The sequence below is a fragment of the Paenibacillus sp. GCM10023252 genome (genome assembly GCF_042653305.1).
Lineage (GTDB): Bacteria > Bacillota > Bacilli > Paenibacillales > Paenibacillaceae > Pristimantibacillus.
The window spans coordinates 119,253-138,116 of the sequence record NZ_JBHSHW010000043.1 but is presented as its reverse complement, the minus strand read 5'-3'; the positions used below and the strand labels follow the sequence as shown (position 1 = coordinate 138,116).

Sequence of the window (18,864 nt, the reverse complement as noted above, 5' to 3'; positions counted from 1 at the left end):
TGATGGGTTTCTTAGGGCATCGACCCCGTACACCCCCATCATACGAGGCGCTCCTGTTTTTGTCTAAGCCGAAATATTAGCGTATACAGGAATGTTTAGAATCTGAAATGGGCTGATATCATTCAAATAAGGGCTGTGAGTTCCGTTAGAGCAACCGGCTAGACGGCGCCGTCATGTGAGATGCCCCTTGCAAAGACCTGTGCTCTCATGCACAGCATAGATAGACCGAGCGACTGACCATGGTGCTCCCATGCACAGCATAGATAGACCCAGCGACTGACCATGGTGCTCCCATGGCACAGCGGTATGTCCAACTACTGTCATCCTCGCTGCATAGCACAGCATCCATTACTCCAGCTAGCCTAACTGCTCTAGCTTCTGCAAGTCGCTGAGAAGCTTCCCCTTGTCCATCCCCTCGCCAATGAACACGGCTACGTCATTCACTTCACCTTGAGGTGTGATCCGTATGAAGTCAGACTCGCCGTAGGCGTACTGGAAAAGGAATCGGCTGCCCGTCTCCTGCAGCGTGACGATGCCCTTGGCACGATAGATGCTCCGCGGCAGCTGCTTCAGCAGAGCCTCGAAGGCTTCACTATTCACGGCTCCGCCCCAGTAATGAGTGAGTGCCATCACATGGTCATGGCTATGGTCATGCACCGCATGGCTGTGGCCATAATTCCCATCACTATGCCCATGCTCCTCATGGCTATCGCCGCCATGCTCCCCATGGCTATGCCCGCTATGCTCCTCATGGCTATCGCCGCCATGCTCCACATCGCTATGCCCGCCATGCTCCCCATGGCTATGCCCGCTATGCTCCTCATGGCTATCGCCGCCATGCTCCCCATGGCTATGCCCGCCATGCTCGCAGCCTGGCTCGCATGATTCAGTCCGCTCCGCATGACGAAGAACAGTCTCGCTGTCACTGAGCCAGCTCCAATCATCGAGGCGGCATCTGACTGTCGCTTGAATAGGTGCATGTGCGTTCAGTTCCCTCAGCAGCTGCTGCGCTTCAACAAGCTCCTCCGGCTCCAGCCGGTCCACCTTATTAAGCAGGATGCGAGATGCGCACCGAATCTGCTCTTGCATCAGCTTGAAGGTCCGCCCCTTGCCAGTGCGCCTGCGCTGAAGCAGCTCCGGCCCGTCCGCCACCGTTGTAATCGAGCGGAGATCAATGCGCGTGTACATCGCAGCTTCTGTCACCCCGTCGATAATCTCCATCGGGTTCGCGGCACCGGTAGATTCAATGATGATAAGATCAGGATGATGGATGTCGACCAGCGTCTTAAGCTCTAAGGCGAGGTCACCGCGAATCGTGCAGCAGATACATCCGCTCAGCATCTCCGCCATAGGCACTTGCTCATCTACCAGCTGACCATCCAGATTTACATCTCCTAGTTCATTCATGATAACAGCCGCTCGTTTACCCTCGGCGGTACAATAATCAATGATCTGCGTCAACAGCGTGGTTTTGCCGCTGCCAAGGAATCCTGACAGCAAGTGAACGGGAACGATCCGTTTATGCTCGCTAGGTATGGTCATATTTTCAGTCACCTTCTATCTCTTGGGATACAGTGGATAATCTACCTTACTTGGAACCTCTATCACTATCATTCTAAGCGGTTCAACCCCCGTTGCTTCCACGAGCACGGTTGTCTCATGCAGCTCGCTGATGAGGGTGAAGTCCTTCGCATGGAAGGCATGCTGCTTCTCCTCGTCATCTGCGTGGGCCCATGAGCCCTCTCCTCGAATGGCAAGCGCAGCTGCGTCTCTCCCTTGAGGAATGGTATAGGAGTAACGATGACCTGGCTTAATCTCTACATCCCACATGAGCACATCTGCTTCCAGCCTAACTGGCGATCCCTCTCCGATGACCGTCTTCATGGTTCCATAAGATTCCACCGCCAGAGACAGCTGCTCATGCTCATATTGATAGTAGGTAGGCGCGCTCTTCACTGACTGCTCCATATTAGGCTCGAACCAGATCTGGAAGGCTTCCATATCTGGACCAAGGAAGCGCTCCTCATGAGAGACCCCTGAGCCGGTCTGCATCACTTGAATGCCTCCAGCACCGATGGCACTTCGTGTCCCGAGCGAGTCTCCATGCTGCACCTGGCCTTGCACGACATAGGTAATAATCTCGAACCCGAAGTGCGGGTGTTCCGGAATGTAACCTTCATCCGCACAGAACGCCCATGCCCAATAGAAGAGCGGACCTACCCGCTTCACTACCGAGCCTTCACCGGAGAATCCAATCGGCTTCTGCTCCGTAATCTTCCCATCGTCGAATGATCCCTTCGCTTGAAGCTCCGGATGATAGATACGAGGATGCATCATGTAACCCCTCCCTGTGTACAAAAAAAGAGCCCCCTGCAACTTCCGAAGAAGAAATTGCAAGGGACATCCTTCTATGAGCTGTAAGCTCGGCTATACATGTCATCCATCTGGAACTCTTGACTATGCAGTCTAGAGATATCCAAATGATTACATCATGCCGCCCATACCGCCCATTCCACCCATGCCGCCCATATCAGGCATGCCTGGCTTATCCTTCTCAGGCTTGTCAGCAACAACCGCTTCGGTTGTCAGGAACATAGCCGCAACGGATGCAGCGTTCTGAAGCGCGGAACGAGTAACCTTCGCAGGGTCAACGATACCCGCTTCGAACATGTTCACCCATTGTCCGGTAGCTGCGTTGTAGCCTACGCCTACTGCTTCCTTCTTCAGACGCTCAACGATAACGGAACCTTCTTGGCCCGCGTTAGCAGCGATTGTACGGATCGGCTCTTCCAGCGAGCGAAGAACGATGTTCACACCAGTCTGCTCATCGCCCTCAGCTTGAACAGCTGCAACCGCGTTGTATACGTTGATTAGAGCTGTACCACCACCGGATACGATACCCTCTTCCACTGCTGCGCGAGTAGAGTTCAGTGCATCCTCGATGCGAAGCTTGCGCTCCTTCAGCTCAGTCTCAGTAGCCGCTCCAACCTTGATAACCGCTACGCCGCCAGCAAGCTTAGCTAGACGCTCTTGCAGCTTCTCACGGTCGAAGTCGGAAGTAGTCTCTTCCAGCTGCGAACGGATTTGGTTCACACGAGCATCGATATCCGCTTTGTTGCCGCTGCCGTCAACGATAATCGTGTTCTCCTTCGTTACGCGGATCTGACGAGCAGAACCGAGTTGGTCAACGGTTGTTGACTTCAGCTCAAGGCCCAGCTCTTCCGTGATCACTTGGCCGCCAGTTAGAGCAGCAATATCCTGCAGCATTGCCTTACGACGATCGCCGAAGCCTGGAGCCTTAACTGCTACGCAAGTGAATGTGCCGCGAAGCTTGTTCACAACTAGAGTTGCATTCGCTTCGCCTTCTACGTCTTCTGCAATAATGAGCAGCTGCTTGCCGGATTGAACAACCTTCTCAAGCACAGGAAGAATCTCTTGAATGTTGGAGATTTTTTTGTCTGTGATCAAGATGTACGGGTTGTCCAGTACAGCTTCCATTTTGTCTGTATCTGTAATCATATAAGGAGAGATATAGCCGCGGTCGAATTGCATCCCTTCAACCACTTCCAGCTCCGTTACGAAGCCCTTGGACTCTTCAACGGTAATGACGCCGTCGTTGCCGACCTTCTCCATCGCTTCAGCGATCAGTTGGCCTACTTCTTCATCCGCAGATGAGATGGAAGCTACTTGTGCAATGGACTGCTTGCCTTCGATAGGCTTAGCGATTGCTTTCAGTTCTTCAACTGCAGCTTTAACCGCTTTTTCGATCCCTTTGCGGATAACCATTGGGTTAGCGCCAGCAGTTACGTTCTTCAGACCTTCGCGAATCATCGCTTGAGCAAGGACAGTCGCTGTCGTTGTACCGTCACCGGCAACGTCATTCGTCTTCGTAGCTACTTCCTTAACGAGCTGAGCACCCATGTTCTCGAATGCATCCTCCAGCTCGATTTCCTTCGCAATGGATACACCATCGTTCGTGATAAGCGGAGATCCGAATTTCTTCTCCAATACAACGTTACGGCCCTTCGGACCGAGGGTTACCTTCACTGCATTCGCAAGAGCATCAACCCCGCGCAGCATCGCACGGCGTGCATCTTCACTGAATTTAATCTCTTTAGCCATGTTCGGTTACCTCCTTAGAATGGTAAGCAATAAGTAGTCTTCTTGCTTGTTAGAATGTAAGTTATACGTGTATGTGTCCCACAAAAGGGCTTATTCAAAGATCGCGTGAATGTCGCTTTCCTTCATAATCAAATATTCTTTGCCTTCATATTTGATTTCTGTTCCCGCATATTTGGAGAACAGCACACGGTCGCCCTCTTTCACTTCAAGCGCAACACGCACGCCATCCTTAAGCGCTCCGCTGCCTACAGCCACTACTTTACCTTCTTGCGGCTTTTCTTTTGCCGTATCTGGCAGCACGATGCCGCTTGCAGTCGTCTCCTCTTTTGCAACAGGTTCGACCAATACACGTTCACCCAAAGGTTTGATCATTGAAAATAGCCTCCTTCTAAATTTGTCGCATGATGTTTTATTAGCACTCAAGACTTCTAAGTGCTAACAACCATCCTTATAATACTATTTTTCTTACTCGCATTTCAAGTGCTTTTGCTTATTTTTGCTGTAAATTTACACAGGAAGCCCTTCATAAGGCCGTAAGCACCTTACCCAGTATAGCCCAACCTGCTTCCGGCTATAAGCCCATATACAACAAAGAGGAGCAAGCTCTTACGAGCTATACTCCTCTTCCCATCTGGCATCGGCCGCCAGCTGCTTCCGATAGATCGTTGCTGAGAGTAATACACTTACTTCGTATAACAGAATAAGCGGTATGGCCACCAGCACATCCGATATGAAGTCAGGCGGGGTTACCAATACGCCAATGAATATCATCAGGAAGTAGGCCAGCCTCCTCATCTTGCGAAGACGAATGGGGTTCAGCACTCGAATCGCGGTGAGGAACATAATCACGAGCGGAAGCTCGAACAGCAGCGAGATTGGAATGAGAATATTGAACATGAATGCAAAGTACTGCGTAATGCCATACGTCTCTTCCAGGCTAAGCTGCTCCGCAACCGTCCTCGTAAAATGAAAAGCTAACGGGAAGACAACGAAATAAGCAAAAGAGAGGCCAATCAAAAACATGATGAGAGCAAATGGCACATACTTCAGCGCAGCCCGCTGTTCATTCTCGCGCAGGGCCGGCCTTACAAACGCCCATAGCTGATAGACGGTGAACGGCAAGGCAGCCACTAGGGAGATAACTAGAGCGAACTTCATATACATCCCAATTCCGTCCCATAGGGAGAAGGCGTGAAGGGTTAAGCCCTTGGCTTGCTCTTGATCCATTAAGTAGTCATATACCGGCTCCGCGAAGATCAGGCCGATGACCATTCCCAGGACGAGCACAATGAGAATGTACATAATTCGCTTGCGCAGCTCGCCGAGATGCTCCAGCAGCGGCATCAAGCCCTCTTCGCTCAATAATCCACTGAATTGCGACCCTTCCCTGCCGCTGTCTCTTGTACTCAATTGCCTGCATCCTCTCATTCTAACATGTAGATCTAACTATCCTGGCTGTACAAAAAAAAGCGGTCCGGGGTCAGTCCGGAAGCCGCTTATGATCCGGTGCAGGTTGTTCCGTCCGGCTTACTTCAATAACCTTATCCTGCCTGCTGTCCTTCTTGTCATGATCGTCCATGATATCCTTCGCACCAGACTTGAACTCGCGAAGAGTACGCCCGAATGCACGGCCAAGCTCGGGCAGCTTGTTCGGTCCGAACAGCAGCAACGCAACGAGGACGAGCAGAATAACACCTGTAGTGCCTATGCCTCCCATATCATTAACCTCCTTGTAGTTAGACCTGATGTTGACATGCTGCCTTGTTAGCAGCCATATAACCCGCCATAGCCCATGCTCGTGATATCCTCACGTACGATCTTGTCCCCTGCAAGTATGCGAGGCAGCAGGACATCGAACGAGGTATAGGGATCATGCATGACACAGCCTGGAAGGCCTAGAATCGGTATACCTTCTAAGTATCCCATTAGTAACATGGAGCCTGGCAGCATTGGGGTTCCATAGCTGATAATCTCTGCTCCTGAAGCCTTAATAGCTCCGGGTGTTCGATCGTCAGGGTCTACGGACATCCCGCCAGTTACAAGTATCATATCATACCCTTGCTGCTGCAAGTAGTGTATTTCCTTGACAATTGTTTGTCGGTCATCGGGAGCGAATCGTTGCTCAGCGACCTCCGAGCCTAATGCTTCGAGCTTGCTCCGCACTGCAGGCCCGAACTTATCGGCAATTCTTCCGCTGAATACTTCCCCGCCGGTAGTAAGCAGGCCCGCACGAACCTTCCTTAGCGGCCGCACAGACAGCGCTGATGCCCCTGCATTCGCCTCACGGCAGGCTTCGCCAAGCTGCTCCACTCTCTCAACCTTGCTCTTAGGAACGGTAAGTGGAATGGCACGCGTTGCAGCAATTGGCTGCCCGGGCTTTACAACGGTATGTGTCTTGACAGTAGCCAGTGCAATGTCGCCTAATTCATTAATCTGTTCTACAATTGTCCGATTCACGACAGCAAGTCCAAGCCTCGTAGCCTTAATGCTAACCTTACCTTCATGTGTCTCTGAGAGTTCTGTTCCATCCCCGTAGAGAGCCTCGGCCATCCGCACCGCAGCATCATCCTCATGCAGCTCGTCAGAGCCAATCTCCATGACGTAGATATGCTCCTTCCCGATATCCAGCAGCTTCGGTATGTCGCTCTCTAGAATGACATGTCCCTTCTTGAACAGTCGGCCCTTGAACACGCCTGGAACGATCTGGGTCAGATCATGAGCCAGCCGCATGCCAACTGCTTCATGAACGGGGACTTCCTTCAAGATCGTCCGGCGGCCTTCGCTCTCGGTGCTCATACCGTATGCTCTCCCAGCTCACCGGATAGAATGCCCAGCGCATGCGGCAATTGATCCATGAAGGCCATCAGACTCTCGTGCACGCCCTTCGGACTTCCCGGCAGATTCACGATCAGCGAACGTCCACGAATGCCGCATATTCCTCGTGAGAGCATCGCTCTCCTCGTCTTCTGCAGCGCGCCCATTCTCATTGCCTCCGCAATGCCCGGCACCATTCGATCAATGACTCTAAGTGTGGCCTCGGGCGTGACATCCCTAGGTGCGAGGCCCGTTCCACCCGTCGTCAATACGAGATCCGCTTGAAAATAATCCGTCATCTCAATGAGCGCAGCCATGATCTCATCCTGCTCATCCGGGACGATGCGGTAATCTACGATCTCGCCGCCTAGCTCTTCTTCTACAAGCTCACGAATCACCTGCGCGCTTGTATCTTCTCTCTCTCCGCGCGATCCCTTGTCGCTAGCCGTAAGAATGGCTACTTTCCACCGCATATACCAATTCCTCCAATCCCTAGTCCACTCGTGGGTTCACTGAAGCCTGGTAGTCGCCGCTCTTGCCTCCGGTCTTGGACATAAGCTGTGTCGGGCCGATCACCATATCCTTCTGAAGCGCCTTGCACATATCGTATACCGTCAGCGCAGCTGCTGAGACGGCCGTTAGTGCCTCCATCTCTACGCCTGTCTTGCCCGTTGTCTTCACGACTCCCTCTATATACAGCTCGTTCACACCATTATCGCGGAACGTCAGATTAATGCCAGTGAGCGGGAGCGGATGACACATCGGAATCCAATCCCATGTCTTCTTCGCTGCCATAATACCGGCTACTTGCGCAACAGCGAGCACGTCCCCCTTGCCGATGGTTCCCGCCTTGATCCGGGTTAGTGTATCCGGGCTCATCGTTACAGTTGTCTGTGCGATTGCTGTCCGCGAGGTTACTTCCTTGTCGGTCACGTCCACCATACGCGCGCGTCCTTGCTCGCCGAAGTGTGTCAGCTCCATCTCATTCTCCCCCATTCCTCTGGACCAAGCTAATACCGCTCTCCGTTATTACTCCATCCAATCTCAGATCGTGCTGCTCAAGCCGCACCTTCGGCAGGAGCTGTGCGTCATAACCGAGTCCTAACCAATAGGGCTTAGCTGATGAGGCACTTATTAACGACCAATAACGATCATAATACCCTCCCCCGTAGCCAAGTCTGCCGCCCTCCTTGTCGAAGGCCAGTCCCGGTACGAGTATTACCTCTGGAGCCGTGCCCCTGTTAATGGCAAGATTAGGATTCGGCTCCATAATTCCATATGCGCCCGGCACCAATTGATCCCATTCTGTGATCTCGTACAGAATCATGGCTCTGTCGCTTGGCCGGCACTTGGGAACTATGACACGGATGCCAGCAGCCCAAGCCCACTCGGTCAGCGGTCTAGCATTCAGCTCTGTTCGCAATGGTACATATGTCATGAAGCTGCGAACCTGCTGTTCTTGCAGCCACGCAGCTGCATGCAGACAGGCCTCATCTGAGGCATATTGACGATAGTTCTCAGACAAGGCATTTCGTATGGCCGCCATCTCTTTGCGCAGCATTTGTTTTTCGTTTGCTCTAGCGGCTCCATAGCTGTCCATCGGCCTTGCATCCCCTATAGCCTGTTAATTATATGTAGTTTACCATTGTTAACATGGTTTCGCCAATGAAGAGTATTTGTGTTATTCGGTTGTTCCTTTAATGTAAGAGTATATTTAGATGTGTTAAAATAATCTAGGAATGCGATTCATGAGATGTTGGAGGTTCTATACTTATGCTGCTGCAAGTATCTGATGTAACGAAGAGCTATGGGGTAACCCCTGTCATCTCACATATTACGATGCAGGTGCTCGAACGTGAGCGAATTGGTCTGGTCGGCGTCAATGGCGCGGGCAAGTCCACTCTGCTCAAGATTATTGCCGGAGAGCTCTCCATGGACTCTGGCACCATTCATAGAGCTAGAGATACTAAGATCGGCTATCTTGCTCAGAACAGCGGGCTTCAGTCTGACCGAACCATCCTTGCCGAGATGCGAGCTGTGTTCAGCCACCTGCTGGAGGCCGAAGAGGAGCTTCGTGAACTGGAGCATCAGATTGCAGACCCTGCTCTGCATCAGGATGCTAAGCGATACGAGGATACGCTGGAGCGATATGCCCGCCGCTCCGACTGGTTCAGAGAGCAAGGCGGTTATGAGATGAATACGAAGATTAACAGCGTTCTTCACGGCATGGGCTTCGGCACCTTCGCCCTTGACACTCCTATCCATACACTTAGCGGCGGGCAGAAGACCCGGCTTGCCTTAGCACGCATTCTGCTGCAATCCCCCGATCTCTTGATGCTGGACGAGCCAACCAACTATCTGGACATTGAGACGTTAACCTGGCTGGAAGGCTATCTGAGAGGTTATGCCGGAGCTATCCTCGTCGTCTCTCATGACCGCTACTTCTTGGACGCGCTCGCTAACACCATTATCGAGATTGAACGCAACTCTGCGAAGCGGTATACAGGCAATTACAGCCGCTACATGGAGCTCAAGGAAGCGGAGTACGAGACGCAGCTGAAGCACTATGAGAAGCAGCAGGATGAGATTGCCCGAACCGAGCAATTCATCCAGAAGAATATAGTACGTGCCTCCACGACGAAGAGAGCGCAGAGCCGCCGCAAGCTGTTGGACAAGATGGATGTCATGGACAAGCCTCTGGGTGACTTGAAGAAAGCTCACTTCTCCTTCGAGATCGAACGAATGACAGGGAAGGATGTGCTCGATGTCCGGGACTTATCCGTGCAGTTCACTGGCCAAGACAAGCCTCTCTTCCATAACGTCTCCTTCCAGCTGCAGCGCGGAGAGACCGCCGCCCTGATTGGCCCTAATGGCATCGGCAAGTCCACTCTGCTTAAGGCCCTTGTTGGTCAGAATCAGCCTGCTGGAGGCACGATTCGATGGGGTGCCAATGTCAAGATAGGCTATTACGATCAAGAGCAGACTGGGCTCAATCCGAACCATACGATCCTCGAGGAAGTATGGGGCGCCTATCCTGGAATGGAAGAGGCTCGCATCCGTACTGTGCTTGGCAGCTTCCTCTTCAGCGGTGAGGATGTGCTTAAGAAGATCTCAACGTTAAGCGGCGGAGAGAAGGCCAGGGTGTCGCTTGCCAAGCTTATGCTGAACAAGGCGAATGTCCTCATACTAGATGAGCCTACTAACCATCTTGATCTATACAGCAAGGAAGTGCTGGAATCCGCATTGCTCGACTATGACGGAACGCTCTTGTTCATCTCTCATGACCGATACTTCCTCAACAAGATGGCAGAGAGGATGATTGAATTATCTCCTGGCGGGGCCGAGCATTTCCTGGGCAATTATGATGATATGCTAGAGAAGAAGCAAGAGATTGAAGAAGCAAGGCAGGAAGCCTTAGCCAAGCAAGCGGCTAGCAGCTCAGGTAAGGCAGCCTCTGCCGTCTCATCCCCTGTAGCTCAGTCTTATGAAGCAGAGAAGCAAGCTAAGCGTGAAGAGCGAGGGCGCCAGCGTAAGCTGGAGCAACTGGAGCTCGACATCGCCAAGCTGGAGGCGGATACGGAGCAGCTGGAGGAGCAACTTAGCGATCCTGCCATATACAACGACTATATTCGGCTCCAAGAGATTCAAGAGCTCATCTCCGCCAAGAAGGCAGCTCTCGCTGATGCTTACTCTGTATGGGAAGAGCTGATGGCGTAGTACCTATTCACCTCTGAAAAATAAAAAGGGATGCTTAGCTATAGCAGCTAAGCATCAAAGAGGGGAAACTACGTCGAAAAACACCATATGTTAAATGCTACCGGCTAAGCCGGTAACAGAAACACCACATTAAAATTGCTCCATCCTAACGAGTCCTAATCGCTTGGACTCTACAATAGCCTCGGATCTGGACCTGACACCCAGCTTCTCGAATATTCGGGTTAGATTGTACTCCACCGTCCGCTGACTCATATGAAGCTTGCAGGCAATGTCCTTGTTGCTATTGCCGCTCGCCACTTCCTGCAGAATCGATTGCTCGCGTTCATTGATGGACACTTCCTCAACAACCTTCTCACCCCGAGAGAACTTGGCTTCGTTGCGTCTTAGCTGCTTCAGTAGAGCAATAGGGACAACGGCCTCTCCCCTCATCGTACAACGGATGGCATTCAGCAGCTGTTCACGGGATACCGTCTTCGATATGAATCCGCATACTCCTGATTCAATTAATAGATTGTAGTGAGAGCTAATCTCGTAACCTGTATAGATTAACACTCTGCGATCCGGATCCTGCTGAATGAGTCTCTTCGTTAACTCGAGACCGCTAATGCCAGGCATATTAAGATCGCAGAGAATAATATCATACGAATGGGATTGTACCGCATCAATGGCTTCCATAGCGGATAGAACGACGGTTACATTCATCTCCGGATCTTGCTCGATCATCGTCTTGGTTCCTTCACCTACAGAAGGATGATCATCAACTAATAAGATACGAATCACGCATTATACCCCTCTCGGATCGGCTTGTTGTCATGGTCTCTGGTAATTGAATGACCACTTCAAGACCGCTGCCGCGTTGTGACCGGAAGGTAACCTCGCCTTCAAGGCTCGTTACTCGTTCTTTGATTCCAGAGAGACCCATATGTTCGAATGAGGCATTCATCTGATTAACGTCCATCCCAATGCCGTCATCCGTGTAGCGGAAAAATATATTGTGATTCTTCTGCTCAATCTCAAGCGTAATTCGATCAGCCTGAGCATGCTTGTCAGCGTTGCGAAGCAGCTCCTGCACGATGCGATAGATCGCTGTAATCTGCTCTTCGTTAAGCGGTCTTGGGAGGGGCTTAGCCCTGAACTCGACAGCAAAGTTCACTCTCATCTGCGTGTGCTCGACGATGGATTCTACTGCCTCAACGATGCCCATCTCCTTGAGCAGCGGAGGGCGAAGCTCGTTGCAAGTCTCCCGAATCTGGTGAATAACATCAAGCAGACCTTCCTTAATGCTCTCCAGCTCCTGCCCCAGTGCATCAGGCATATCGTAATCCATCATGAGTGATTCCAGCTTGCGGTACCATATCAGCTGATCCTGAAGTGCAGAGTCATGAAGATCCGCAGCGAGCTTGCGCCGCTCATTCTCCGAGAGGCAGAACAACAGCCGCAGCACCCATGGAGAGGTTGTCTGCTCCTTCCGCACTTCAGATTCAAGATCCTCAATTAATCCTTCGATCAGATACAGATTCTCGAATACGATACTGGCATAGTTGGCCATCGTCTTCAGCCAACGGAGCTCGTCCGAGTTGAACCTGGTATGATTCGTCTTCGAGCCGATCCACACTAAGTGGAACCTTGTACGCTGCCTGCCGATTACGAGACCGAGACCATGAGGAAGGCTAATGACTTCTCCGACCTGGAGCTTGTCCGAGATCTGGAGCAAGTAACCAGCTGTCTCTTGTTCGTCATGTGTGTCCCCTGACGGAGTAACTTCCCGTTCAATATGATCCACGAGCAGGAATTCAATGCGAGCCACTGGGAGCAGTGCTCCAATCTCCCTCTTCAGCACCGTCTCGAGATCGGCTCTCTTCATCACACGGGCAATCTGCCGAGAGAATCGATCCAAGCTGTCCTGATAGCTGTACATGGCCTTGAACAGCTTCGGCCGGAACCGATTATCGATCAGTTCCTTCCCGTACAAGAACAAGGTCATGCCAATGTAGACAACAACGAATATCTGGAACCAAGAGATCCAGGATTGCTCCTCCATATTGTTCACAACGATTGCGACACAGCCTACTACGAGCGCCGCTGGAACGAAGGCTAGAGAAGTATAATATTTGAACCTTGTTAGGATGAAGTCAATGTCAAAGAGCTTGTTAGAAGTGAGAAGATAGAAATAAACGACCGGCAGTACAAACAGGAAAAGCGCTGTGAACGCCGCAGGCAGAATCTGCTCTCCCCCTACGAATAGAGGCAATAAGTTCATCGTAGCAAACGGTGTAAATGCAACCAAGTGCGACGAGAGGGTAATCTTGAACAACGAGCTTAGCTTCGTGTAGCGATGCTTGAAAAACTTCCTTACGAGCATATATACACAAATAAAATTGCCTAAAAGGAGAATACCGTAGTAAGCAAGTCTGATGTATTCGAACATCTCGCTTGAAAATAAATCGGTCCAAATGTACAACAGACTGAAAAGTCCGACAAACGTAACGCAGCTGAACAAGAAGCTCTGGAGCGATACGCTTATAAACGTAACGTGATACCTCTTCAAGTACATGTTCATGAACTGCAAAAATAAAATGGGTACAAACGGCAGTACGACATAAATGAATGAAATGCCTACTGGATCTCGCAAGTAAGAGGCTGCGGAGCTGTAGTAGGAGAGACCGATTGTAATGAAAAATAAAATGAGCATGAGAGCAGCTTCGTCGTCTTTTCTCTTCAAGTATAAAAAGATAGAAAAGGCACAAAACACGAATAGGGAAATTCCTGAAATGACGAGCTGAATGAACAGCTCCCAACCCGAATGTTCCCGGCTCCAACCTTTTTCAAACCGGATAGTCTGTTCTTCCTGATTGCTATGTAAGACAACGATACTAGATGCATTCTCTATAGAGAGAAACTTGCGTACATTGTCGAACTGACCTGTTGGCTTATGATCTACGGATATAATCCGATCGCCCACCGTCATCCCCTTGGCCAAAGCCTGTCCGGCTGGCTCCAAAGACTTCACGATGTAATGGCCGCCCAACTCTCTCTTAATCTCGACTCCGATGAATGGCTGTCGAAACATGACCACTGTAAGGTAGAGCAAGAAAAAAGTAATAATGAACAGGAAGAGAATCACTGCAAGTGACTGGCGTAATCTGATTCTCATCTCGACCTCCTCCTGCTGTAGTTACATCATTAGTTCCAAACGAATAGGTAGTTATCCTTTTTGTCGCCTTTTTGCTTAAGCTCACCCAGGAGAGCCTTTTGTTCTACAACAGAAACGCCAGCAAGCTGCATTTGTCCACCCATAACCATAGACATCTTGTCGGAATTACCAACCAATGAACGAATCGCATCTTTTAACATATTCTTACATCCTCCTCTGCTATAGTAGAATCATTTACTGATTCTACTATAGCAGAGATTCTATCGACGCAAAACGCCAAAGTGATTCGTAATTCCCGCAAACCTCATTGCGGTATTTGCGGTAATTCTCCTTCATGAGACAGAAGTTGCAGAAATTCATTCCGGAATGGTCCCGCTTCGTCCAACGAATCCAGCAGTTCTACAAATCGGTTATAGTGCATTCGCATCATCACTGAGGCATATAGCAGGGTTCCATTAGCCTCACAGATCGGCTCCAGCTGGTGGTATTGTCCCTGAATGGCCTCAATCGGGATGCGCCGCTCATAATAATCGACAATCCATTGCTGCTCGGGTGTCACACTCTCTAGCAAGAATATGGTAAGCAGCGTCCGCTTCCGGTTCAGGAAGTCATTCTTCTCATCAAAGCGCAGCAGATCTCGCTTGTCATTCTTAATCTGAGCAGCGATTCCGACCTCTTGCGCATATTCAGCAACGATAGGATGCCACGTTCGCCCAGCCAGCATAACACCCGTCATACAAGCATAGATCAACAAAGAAGCTGACTTGCTCTTCACCATAGCAAGATAGCTATCATCGTCGGATATGTGATTATGCAGATCAAGCATCTGTCCGTTGGCTGACTGAAGCTGCTGAAGGGATGCCATCTCCATAACTGGGAGCAAGTACTCTGTCTTGAAGCCACTGCTTAGAAGCGCATGCTGAGAGAGGGAGAGGAAGGTTGAGGCTACATGAAGCGCAATGGAAGACGGGCATTGCATCCATACCTTGGATGACGCATCCCCATCTTCCAGATCATCGAGAATATCGGAGGCTAGTATGAACAGTTCAACAGAAGCAGCAGCCCGATATATGGAGGGATCCGACCCATGGAACATTCGGTAATGAAGCAGCGTTAGCAAGCCGAACTTCATCGGCTCCTTCATTTTTTCCTCGTGAAAACTTCTCGCATATAGGGCTAAAGGCTCAGCGGTAAAATAGGTTGTCATAAGGCGTTCAATTTCTAAATGAATGGCTTGAATATCTTGTTCCAATGTGTTCAGCCCTCGCATTTCACCATTTTTTTCATATTTTTATTTTACACGATGGGTGAAAAATCGAGCAACCGAAGATTGTGAGAGATGAATTCTATACAACCAACCTACTATTCTCTTAAGAAATGGAAGTTCATCATATATTGAAACCTTACGGTCAAGTGATTGAGCAGGGGGCAGGTCCAGCTCTTCCGACTCTAATTCACCACCTTGATTCATCTGATTAAGCAGGGCAGCCAGCATCTGCATTCGTTGCTCAATGAGCTCCTTGCGGTCGACTGACGGACTTGTGAAGCCTTCGCCTTGATCCATGATCAGAGACCTCCTTAAAACGGTACGCGGATGCATGCAAGTGCTATGTCAATCTTCCTCTAGTAAGTACTTACGAAGCTCCCTCCTTGTTCAACGGCTAAGTGGACATATACCGCCTCCATGGTATGACTCATCTCGGGAAGCTGTGAGATCAGTCCTGGAGGTGTATCACAAGCAACCACCTTGCCTCTCCTCATCACAATGACTCGGTCGCACTTGCGCTGTACCTCACCCATATCATGAGAGGCTAATACAATAGTCTTCCCCTGACTCTTCAGTTCAGCAAGCTGCGACCAGAATTCTGCTCTTGTCTGGTAATCAAGCCCTGTCGTTGGCTCATCCAGGAATAGAACGGCGGGATCATTCACGACTGCAAGCGCTAGTGCTGCCCGCTGCTGCCAACCTCCCGACAAGCGTCTAACGAGCCGATTCAGATGAGGCTCAAGACCGAATTGCTCTATAATCAATGCAAGATCACGCTTGCGCGTATAGAAGGATTGGAACAACTGAAGAGCTTCCAGGACCGTCAGCCGATCAAGCAACGACGTGCTCTGCATATATATACCTATATGCTCCTTGAGCTGCTCGGATTGCTCGCTCACTGTGAGTCCTAGCACATCAATATGCCCGCTGTCCGGCTTCCGAAGACCCATCATCATCTCGAGCAGAGTACTCTTGCCTGCTCCGTTCGTACCAATAATGCCTAGAATCTCGCCCTGTTGTACGTCTAGAGACACCTCATCAACCGCTTGATTCGAACCATAGCTCTTGCTCACTTCACGAACTTCAATGACTGTCTGCTGCTTCATAATGTGATACCCTCCATTCATGATTGAACTGGCCTTGCGGCAGGAATATACATGCTTCTCTGCTTACTACCATATCGCAATAGAATGGAGTTGCAAACGAAAACCGTTCTGCGAATCCACGTAATCTGTATTGCGGGGCAGGTGTGAACACATAATCTATCCCCGTTATCCACAGACTTATCCACATCATTAGATAAATTGTTAGTTAATTCAGTCGATATATGGCGATAAAAAATAAAGGATTGTAAAGGTTAACCCCGTTAATCGATTAGGGCGGCCTTCACTATCCTTTATTTATCCACTTTATCCACAGATGTGCGGAGCATTTTATGAAAAAAATATTAACCGGTTACCCACAAGGCCTAGCCCGCATCCTCTTGTACTGTTGATGCAGCTGCCCGAGTGCCGATTCGCTTCAACAATGCCTGATTGCATGCCGCAATATAAGCCTGCGCAGCCGCAAAAATGATATCCTCATGAACAGCGGTTCCACGGAACCGCTCATCTTGATAAATGATGGTAACTACAGCCTCCCCATGCGCATCTTCCCCAGCTCGTATAGAGTGCAGCTCAAGATCCTCGAATTGCACTGCGGCTGGAATGGCTTGACCGATGCAGCGAATGACCGCTTCGACCGGACCTGCGCCCATGGCGGTATAGCTCCTGTCTTCCCCGCTCTCCTGCTCACGTACCGTGACGCTTGCTACCCGCAGGCGGTGACTGCCAGATAGCACTTGCATATCAAGCAGCTCATAGGGACTAGTCTGAGTCGCAGTCATCTCCCCTGCCATTCGAATAAGCTGGTCATCGGATATAACTTGGTGCTGATCCGCCTCCACCTTGAAGCGGTTGTATAGCACGTCCAGTTCGTCAGGGCGGATATTAACCCCATATTCAGCCAGCCTGTGCTTCAGCGCGTGCCTGCCCGAGTGCTTGCCCAGTATAATCATACTGCGGGGGATGCCCATCGCTTCAGGATCCATAATCTCGTATGTGCTCCGATTCTTCAGCAGACCATCCTGATGGATTCCCGACTCATGTTGAAAAGCGTTCCTTCCTACGATGGGCTTGTTGTATGAGATGGGGAAGCGCATGGCCTGGCTCACCATCCTTGAGGTCTCATAAATCTGGGAAGGCGTGATGTTCGTCTGAGCCTGCAGCTTATCCGCCCTCGTCTCAATGGCCATAACCAGCTCCTCGAGCGAGCAGTTCCCTGCCCTCTCCCCGACCCCGTTAATCGTACACTCGACCTGCGAAGCTCCTGCTTGGATGGCAGCCAAGCTGTTGGCAACGGCAAGACCTAAGTCATTATGGCAGTGGGCGCTATACCGGACGGTCTCGCCTCCCCTTGCCTGCTTCCGCACGACACGGAACAATTCACCGAACTCCTCCGGCAAGGCGTAGCCTAATGTATCGGGCAGGTTAATGATGGTTGCACCTTCCGCAATGACCGCTTCCACCAGCTCTATGACGAATTCCCTTCCTGACCTGGTGGAATCCATAGGGGAGAATTCGATCTCCTGCACGAATTGCTTCCCGTAAGCGACCATAGTCCGGGCAATCTCAACAACCTGCTCACGAGACTTCTTCAATTGATAATCAAGATGGATTTCGGACGACGAGATGAACAGATGGAGCCTTCGTCTTCCCGCATCTTGAGTAGCTCGGACAGCTGCGTCAATATCCCCCTTCATCGCCCTCGCGAACCCGACAATCTCTGTCTGCTGCAACTCTCTGGCAATCTGCTGAACGGCTGCGAATTCCCCTGGGCTTGAGATGGGGAAGCCTGGCTCAATGACATCCACGCCGAGCTGCTCCAGCTGTCTTGCTATCACTATCTTCTTCTCCGGTGGCAAGGATGCTCCGGGTGATTGCTCTCCATCTCTTAAGGTAGTATCCATTATCGTAATCTGTCTCATGCTCATCATCCTCCAATATAGTTAGGTTCATCGTTCAGTGAATAGCGAAGAGCCTGTCGTCTCCTAATGATGAGACGACAGGCTCTTGCCTTGCCGCGGTACCACTCTTGTTGACCGGTCCTGGAGCAGGAGCATGGATGAATGAATACTGGCAGCTTAATAAGGATGCCTGGCTCATGCTTCCTTGCGGGACCGGCCCGCTTGATGACCCGATAACGGCGGCCAGCCGTCAGGATGTAAGGGCACATGTACATGCACCTGCTCCATCTTGACGCTCCCAGGCGAGTTCGATTGTCAGCAGGCTGCGTCGCACCATCCCGCAGCTCTCTGTACCGCTGAGTCTCAATCTACTGCTCCTGTTCATTGCGTGTAAGTGATTAATTAATTGATTGTCATTGTCCTATATGGCATGCAAAAAAAGCCTGTCGTCCCCTTGATCGTAATCAAGAGACGACAGGCTGTAATCAGTCCTGCGCGGTACCACCCTTGTTGACATCCTTATGCTCGCTAGAGTAGATGCCCACCTCAGACACAGATGCAAGCCCGTAAGCTGTACAGATGTGTACCCGATGACGGGGGTTAGCCGTGACGACGTATAGGCTCCGCTTCCATGGCCGCGAAGTGTTCCGCCGTTCCGCTCCCAGGCGAGCTTCAGGTGTCCTTCGGCTGCGTTGCACCGCCCGCAGCTCTCTCATGCTCTGCCGCTTGCCAGCGGTTAGAGCCTTCCCGGATTAGCCTTACTGTTCCTGTTCATTGCGTTTCCAT

19 protein-coding genes and 1 other annotated feature are annotated in these 18,864 nt (G+C 50.8%); of the genes, 1 reads left to right on the top strand and 18 read right to left on the bottom strand.

Annotated elements, in window-relative coordinates; genetic code table 11:
• Positions 1-357: 357 nt before the first annotated feature.
• From ACFO9Q_RS22795 to ACFO9Q_RS22750, 10 genes are all read right to left on the bottom strand, one after another.
• The gene (locus ACFO9Q_RS22795; protein ID WP_379185873.1) at positions 358-1,542 is read right to left on the bottom strand and encodes a CobW family GTP-binding protein; all 1,185 of its coding nucleotides are present in this window, start codon (positions 1,540-1,542) and stop codon (positions 358-360) included.
• A gap of 15 nt (positions 1,543-1,557) precedes the next feature.
• Positions 1,558-2,334, bottom strand: a complete 777-nt coding sequence (locus ACFO9Q_RS22790) for a pirin family protein (protein ID WP_379185880.1) — start codon at positions 2,332-2,334, stop codon at positions 1,558-1,560.
• A 150-nt stretch (positions 2,335-2,484) separates the two neighbouring features.
• A complete protein-coding gene (gene groL / locus ACFO9Q_RS22785; protein ID WP_379185872.1) occupies positions 2,485-4,122 on the bottom strand; it encodes a chaperonin GroEL in 1,638 nt (545 codons plus the stop codon).
• Between the two features lie 90 nt (positions 4,123-4,212).
• Entirely contained in the window at positions 4,213-4,494 is a 282-nt protein-coding gene (gene groES, locus ACFO9Q_RS22780) for a co-chaperone GroES (RefSeq protein WP_379185871.1), read from the bottom strand.
• A gap of 234 nt (positions 4,495-4,728) precedes the next feature.
• Complete coding sequence (gene tatC / locus ACFO9Q_RS22775; protein WP_379185879.1) at positions 4,729-5,466, bottom strand: twin-arginine translocase subunit TatC; 738 nt, start codon at positions 5,464-5,466, stop codon at positions 4,729-4,731.
• A 136-nt stretch (positions 5,467-5,602) separates the two neighbouring features.
• Positions 5,603-5,839 (bottom strand): twin-arginine translocase TatA/TatE family subunit, encoded by a 237-nt coding sequence (locus tag ACFO9Q_RS22770; protein WP_379185870.1) that lies wholly within the window; start codon positions 5,837-5,839, stop codon positions 5,603-5,605.
• 47 nt (positions 5,840-5,886) lie between these two features.
• Complete coding sequence (locus ACFO9Q_RS22765) at positions 5,887-6,918, bottom strand: molybdopterin-binding protein (RefSeq protein WP_379185869.1); 1,032 nt, start codon at positions 6,916-6,918, stop codon at positions 5,887-5,889.
• Entirely contained in the window at positions 6,915-7,409 is a 495-nt protein-coding gene (locus ACFO9Q_RS22760; protein WP_379185868.1) for a MogA/MoaB family molybdenum cofactor biosynthesis protein, read from the bottom strand. The genes ACFO9Q_RS22765 and ACFO9Q_RS22760 overlap by 4 nt, the downstream gene beginning before the upstream one ends.
• A 19-nt stretch (positions 7,410-7,428) precedes the next feature.
• Positions 7,429-7,917, bottom strand: a complete 489-nt coding sequence (gene moaC, locus ACFO9Q_RS22755; protein ID WP_379185867.1) for a cyclic pyranopterin monophosphate synthase MoaC — start codon at positions 7,915-7,917, stop codon at positions 7,429-7,431.
• 1 nt (position 7,918) lies between these two features.
• Positions 7,919-8,536: a 5-formyltetrahydrofolate cyclo-ligase gene (locus ACFO9Q_RS22750; RefSeq protein ID WP_379185866.1), complete on the bottom strand. Its 618-nt coding sequence runs from the start codon at positions 8,534-8,536 to the stop codon at positions 7,919-7,921.
• A 173-nt stretch (positions 8,537-8,709) separates the two neighbouring features.
• Between ACFO9Q_RS22750 and ACFO9Q_RS22745 the strand changes: the two genes are divergently transcribed.
• Positions 8,710-10,653 (top strand): ABC-F family ATP-binding cassette domain-containing protein, encoded by a 1,944-nt coding sequence (locus tag ACFO9Q_RS22745; protein WP_379185865.1) that lies wholly within the window; start codon positions 8,710-8,712, stop codon positions 10,651-10,653.
• A gap of 129 nt (positions 10,654-10,782) precedes the next feature.
• Here the strand turns inward: ACFO9Q_RS22745 and ACFO9Q_RS22740 are convergent, their stop codons facing one another.
• The 8 genes from ACFO9Q_RS22740 to ACFO9Q_RS22705 form a co-directional block, all read right to left on the bottom strand.
• Positions 10,783-11,433, bottom strand: a complete 651-nt coding sequence (locus tag ACFO9Q_RS22740) for a response regulator transcription factor (protein ID WP_379185864.1) — start codon at positions 11,431-11,433, stop codon at positions 10,783-10,785.
• Positions 11,411-13,807 carry an ATP-binding protein gene (locus ACFO9Q_RS22735; protein WP_379185863.1) on the bottom strand — a complete coding sequence of 799 codons (2,397 nt, stop codon included), beginning with the start codon at positions 13,805-13,807 and terminating at the stop codon, positions 11,411-11,413. The genes ACFO9Q_RS22740 and ACFO9Q_RS22735 overlap by 23 nt, the downstream gene beginning before the upstream one ends.
• A gap of 29 nt (positions 13,808-13,836) precedes the next feature.
• Positions 13,837-14,007 (bottom strand): competence pheromone ComX, encoded by a 171-nt coding sequence (gene comX, locus ACFO9Q_RS22730; RefSeq protein ID WP_379185862.1) that lies wholly within the window; start codon positions 14,005-14,007, stop codon positions 13,837-13,839.
• A 104-nt stretch (positions 14,008-14,111) separates the two neighbouring features.
• Positions 14,112-14,951 (bottom strand): polyprenyl synthetase family protein, encoded by an 840-nt coding sequence (locus ACFO9Q_RS22725; protein ID WP_379185861.1) that lies wholly within the window; start codon positions 14,949-14,951, stop codon positions 14,112-14,114.
• A gap of 147 nt (positions 14,952-15,098) precedes the next feature.
• Positions 15,099-15,371, bottom strand: coding sequence for a hypothetical protein (locus ACFO9Q_RS22720; protein WP_379185860.1), 273 nt, complete (start codon positions 15,369-15,371; stop codon positions 15,099-15,101).
• 59 nt (positions 15,372-15,430) lie between these two features.
• Positions 15,431-16,180: an ABC transporter ATP-binding protein gene (locus tag ACFO9Q_RS22715; RefSeq protein WP_379185859.1), complete on the bottom strand. Its 750-nt coding sequence runs from the start codon at positions 16,178-16,180 to the stop codon at positions 15,431-15,433.
• Positions 16,181-16,542: 362 nt separating this feature from the next.
• Positions 16,543-18,105: a 2-isopropylmalate synthase gene (locus ACFO9Q_RS22710; protein WP_379185878.1), complete on the bottom strand. Its 1,563-nt coding sequence runs from the start codon at positions 18,103-18,105 to the stop codon at positions 16,543-16,545.
• Between the two features lie 61 nt (positions 18,106-18,166).
• Positions 18,167-18,472: a binding site (T-box leader), on the bottom strand.
• 91 nt (positions 18,473-18,563) lie between these two features.
• A complete protein-coding gene (locus tag ACFO9Q_RS22705; protein ID WP_379185858.1) occupies positions 18,564-18,794 on the bottom strand; it encodes a hypothetical protein in 231 nt (76 codons plus the stop codon).
• Positions 18,795-18,864: the final 70 nt, after the last annotated feature.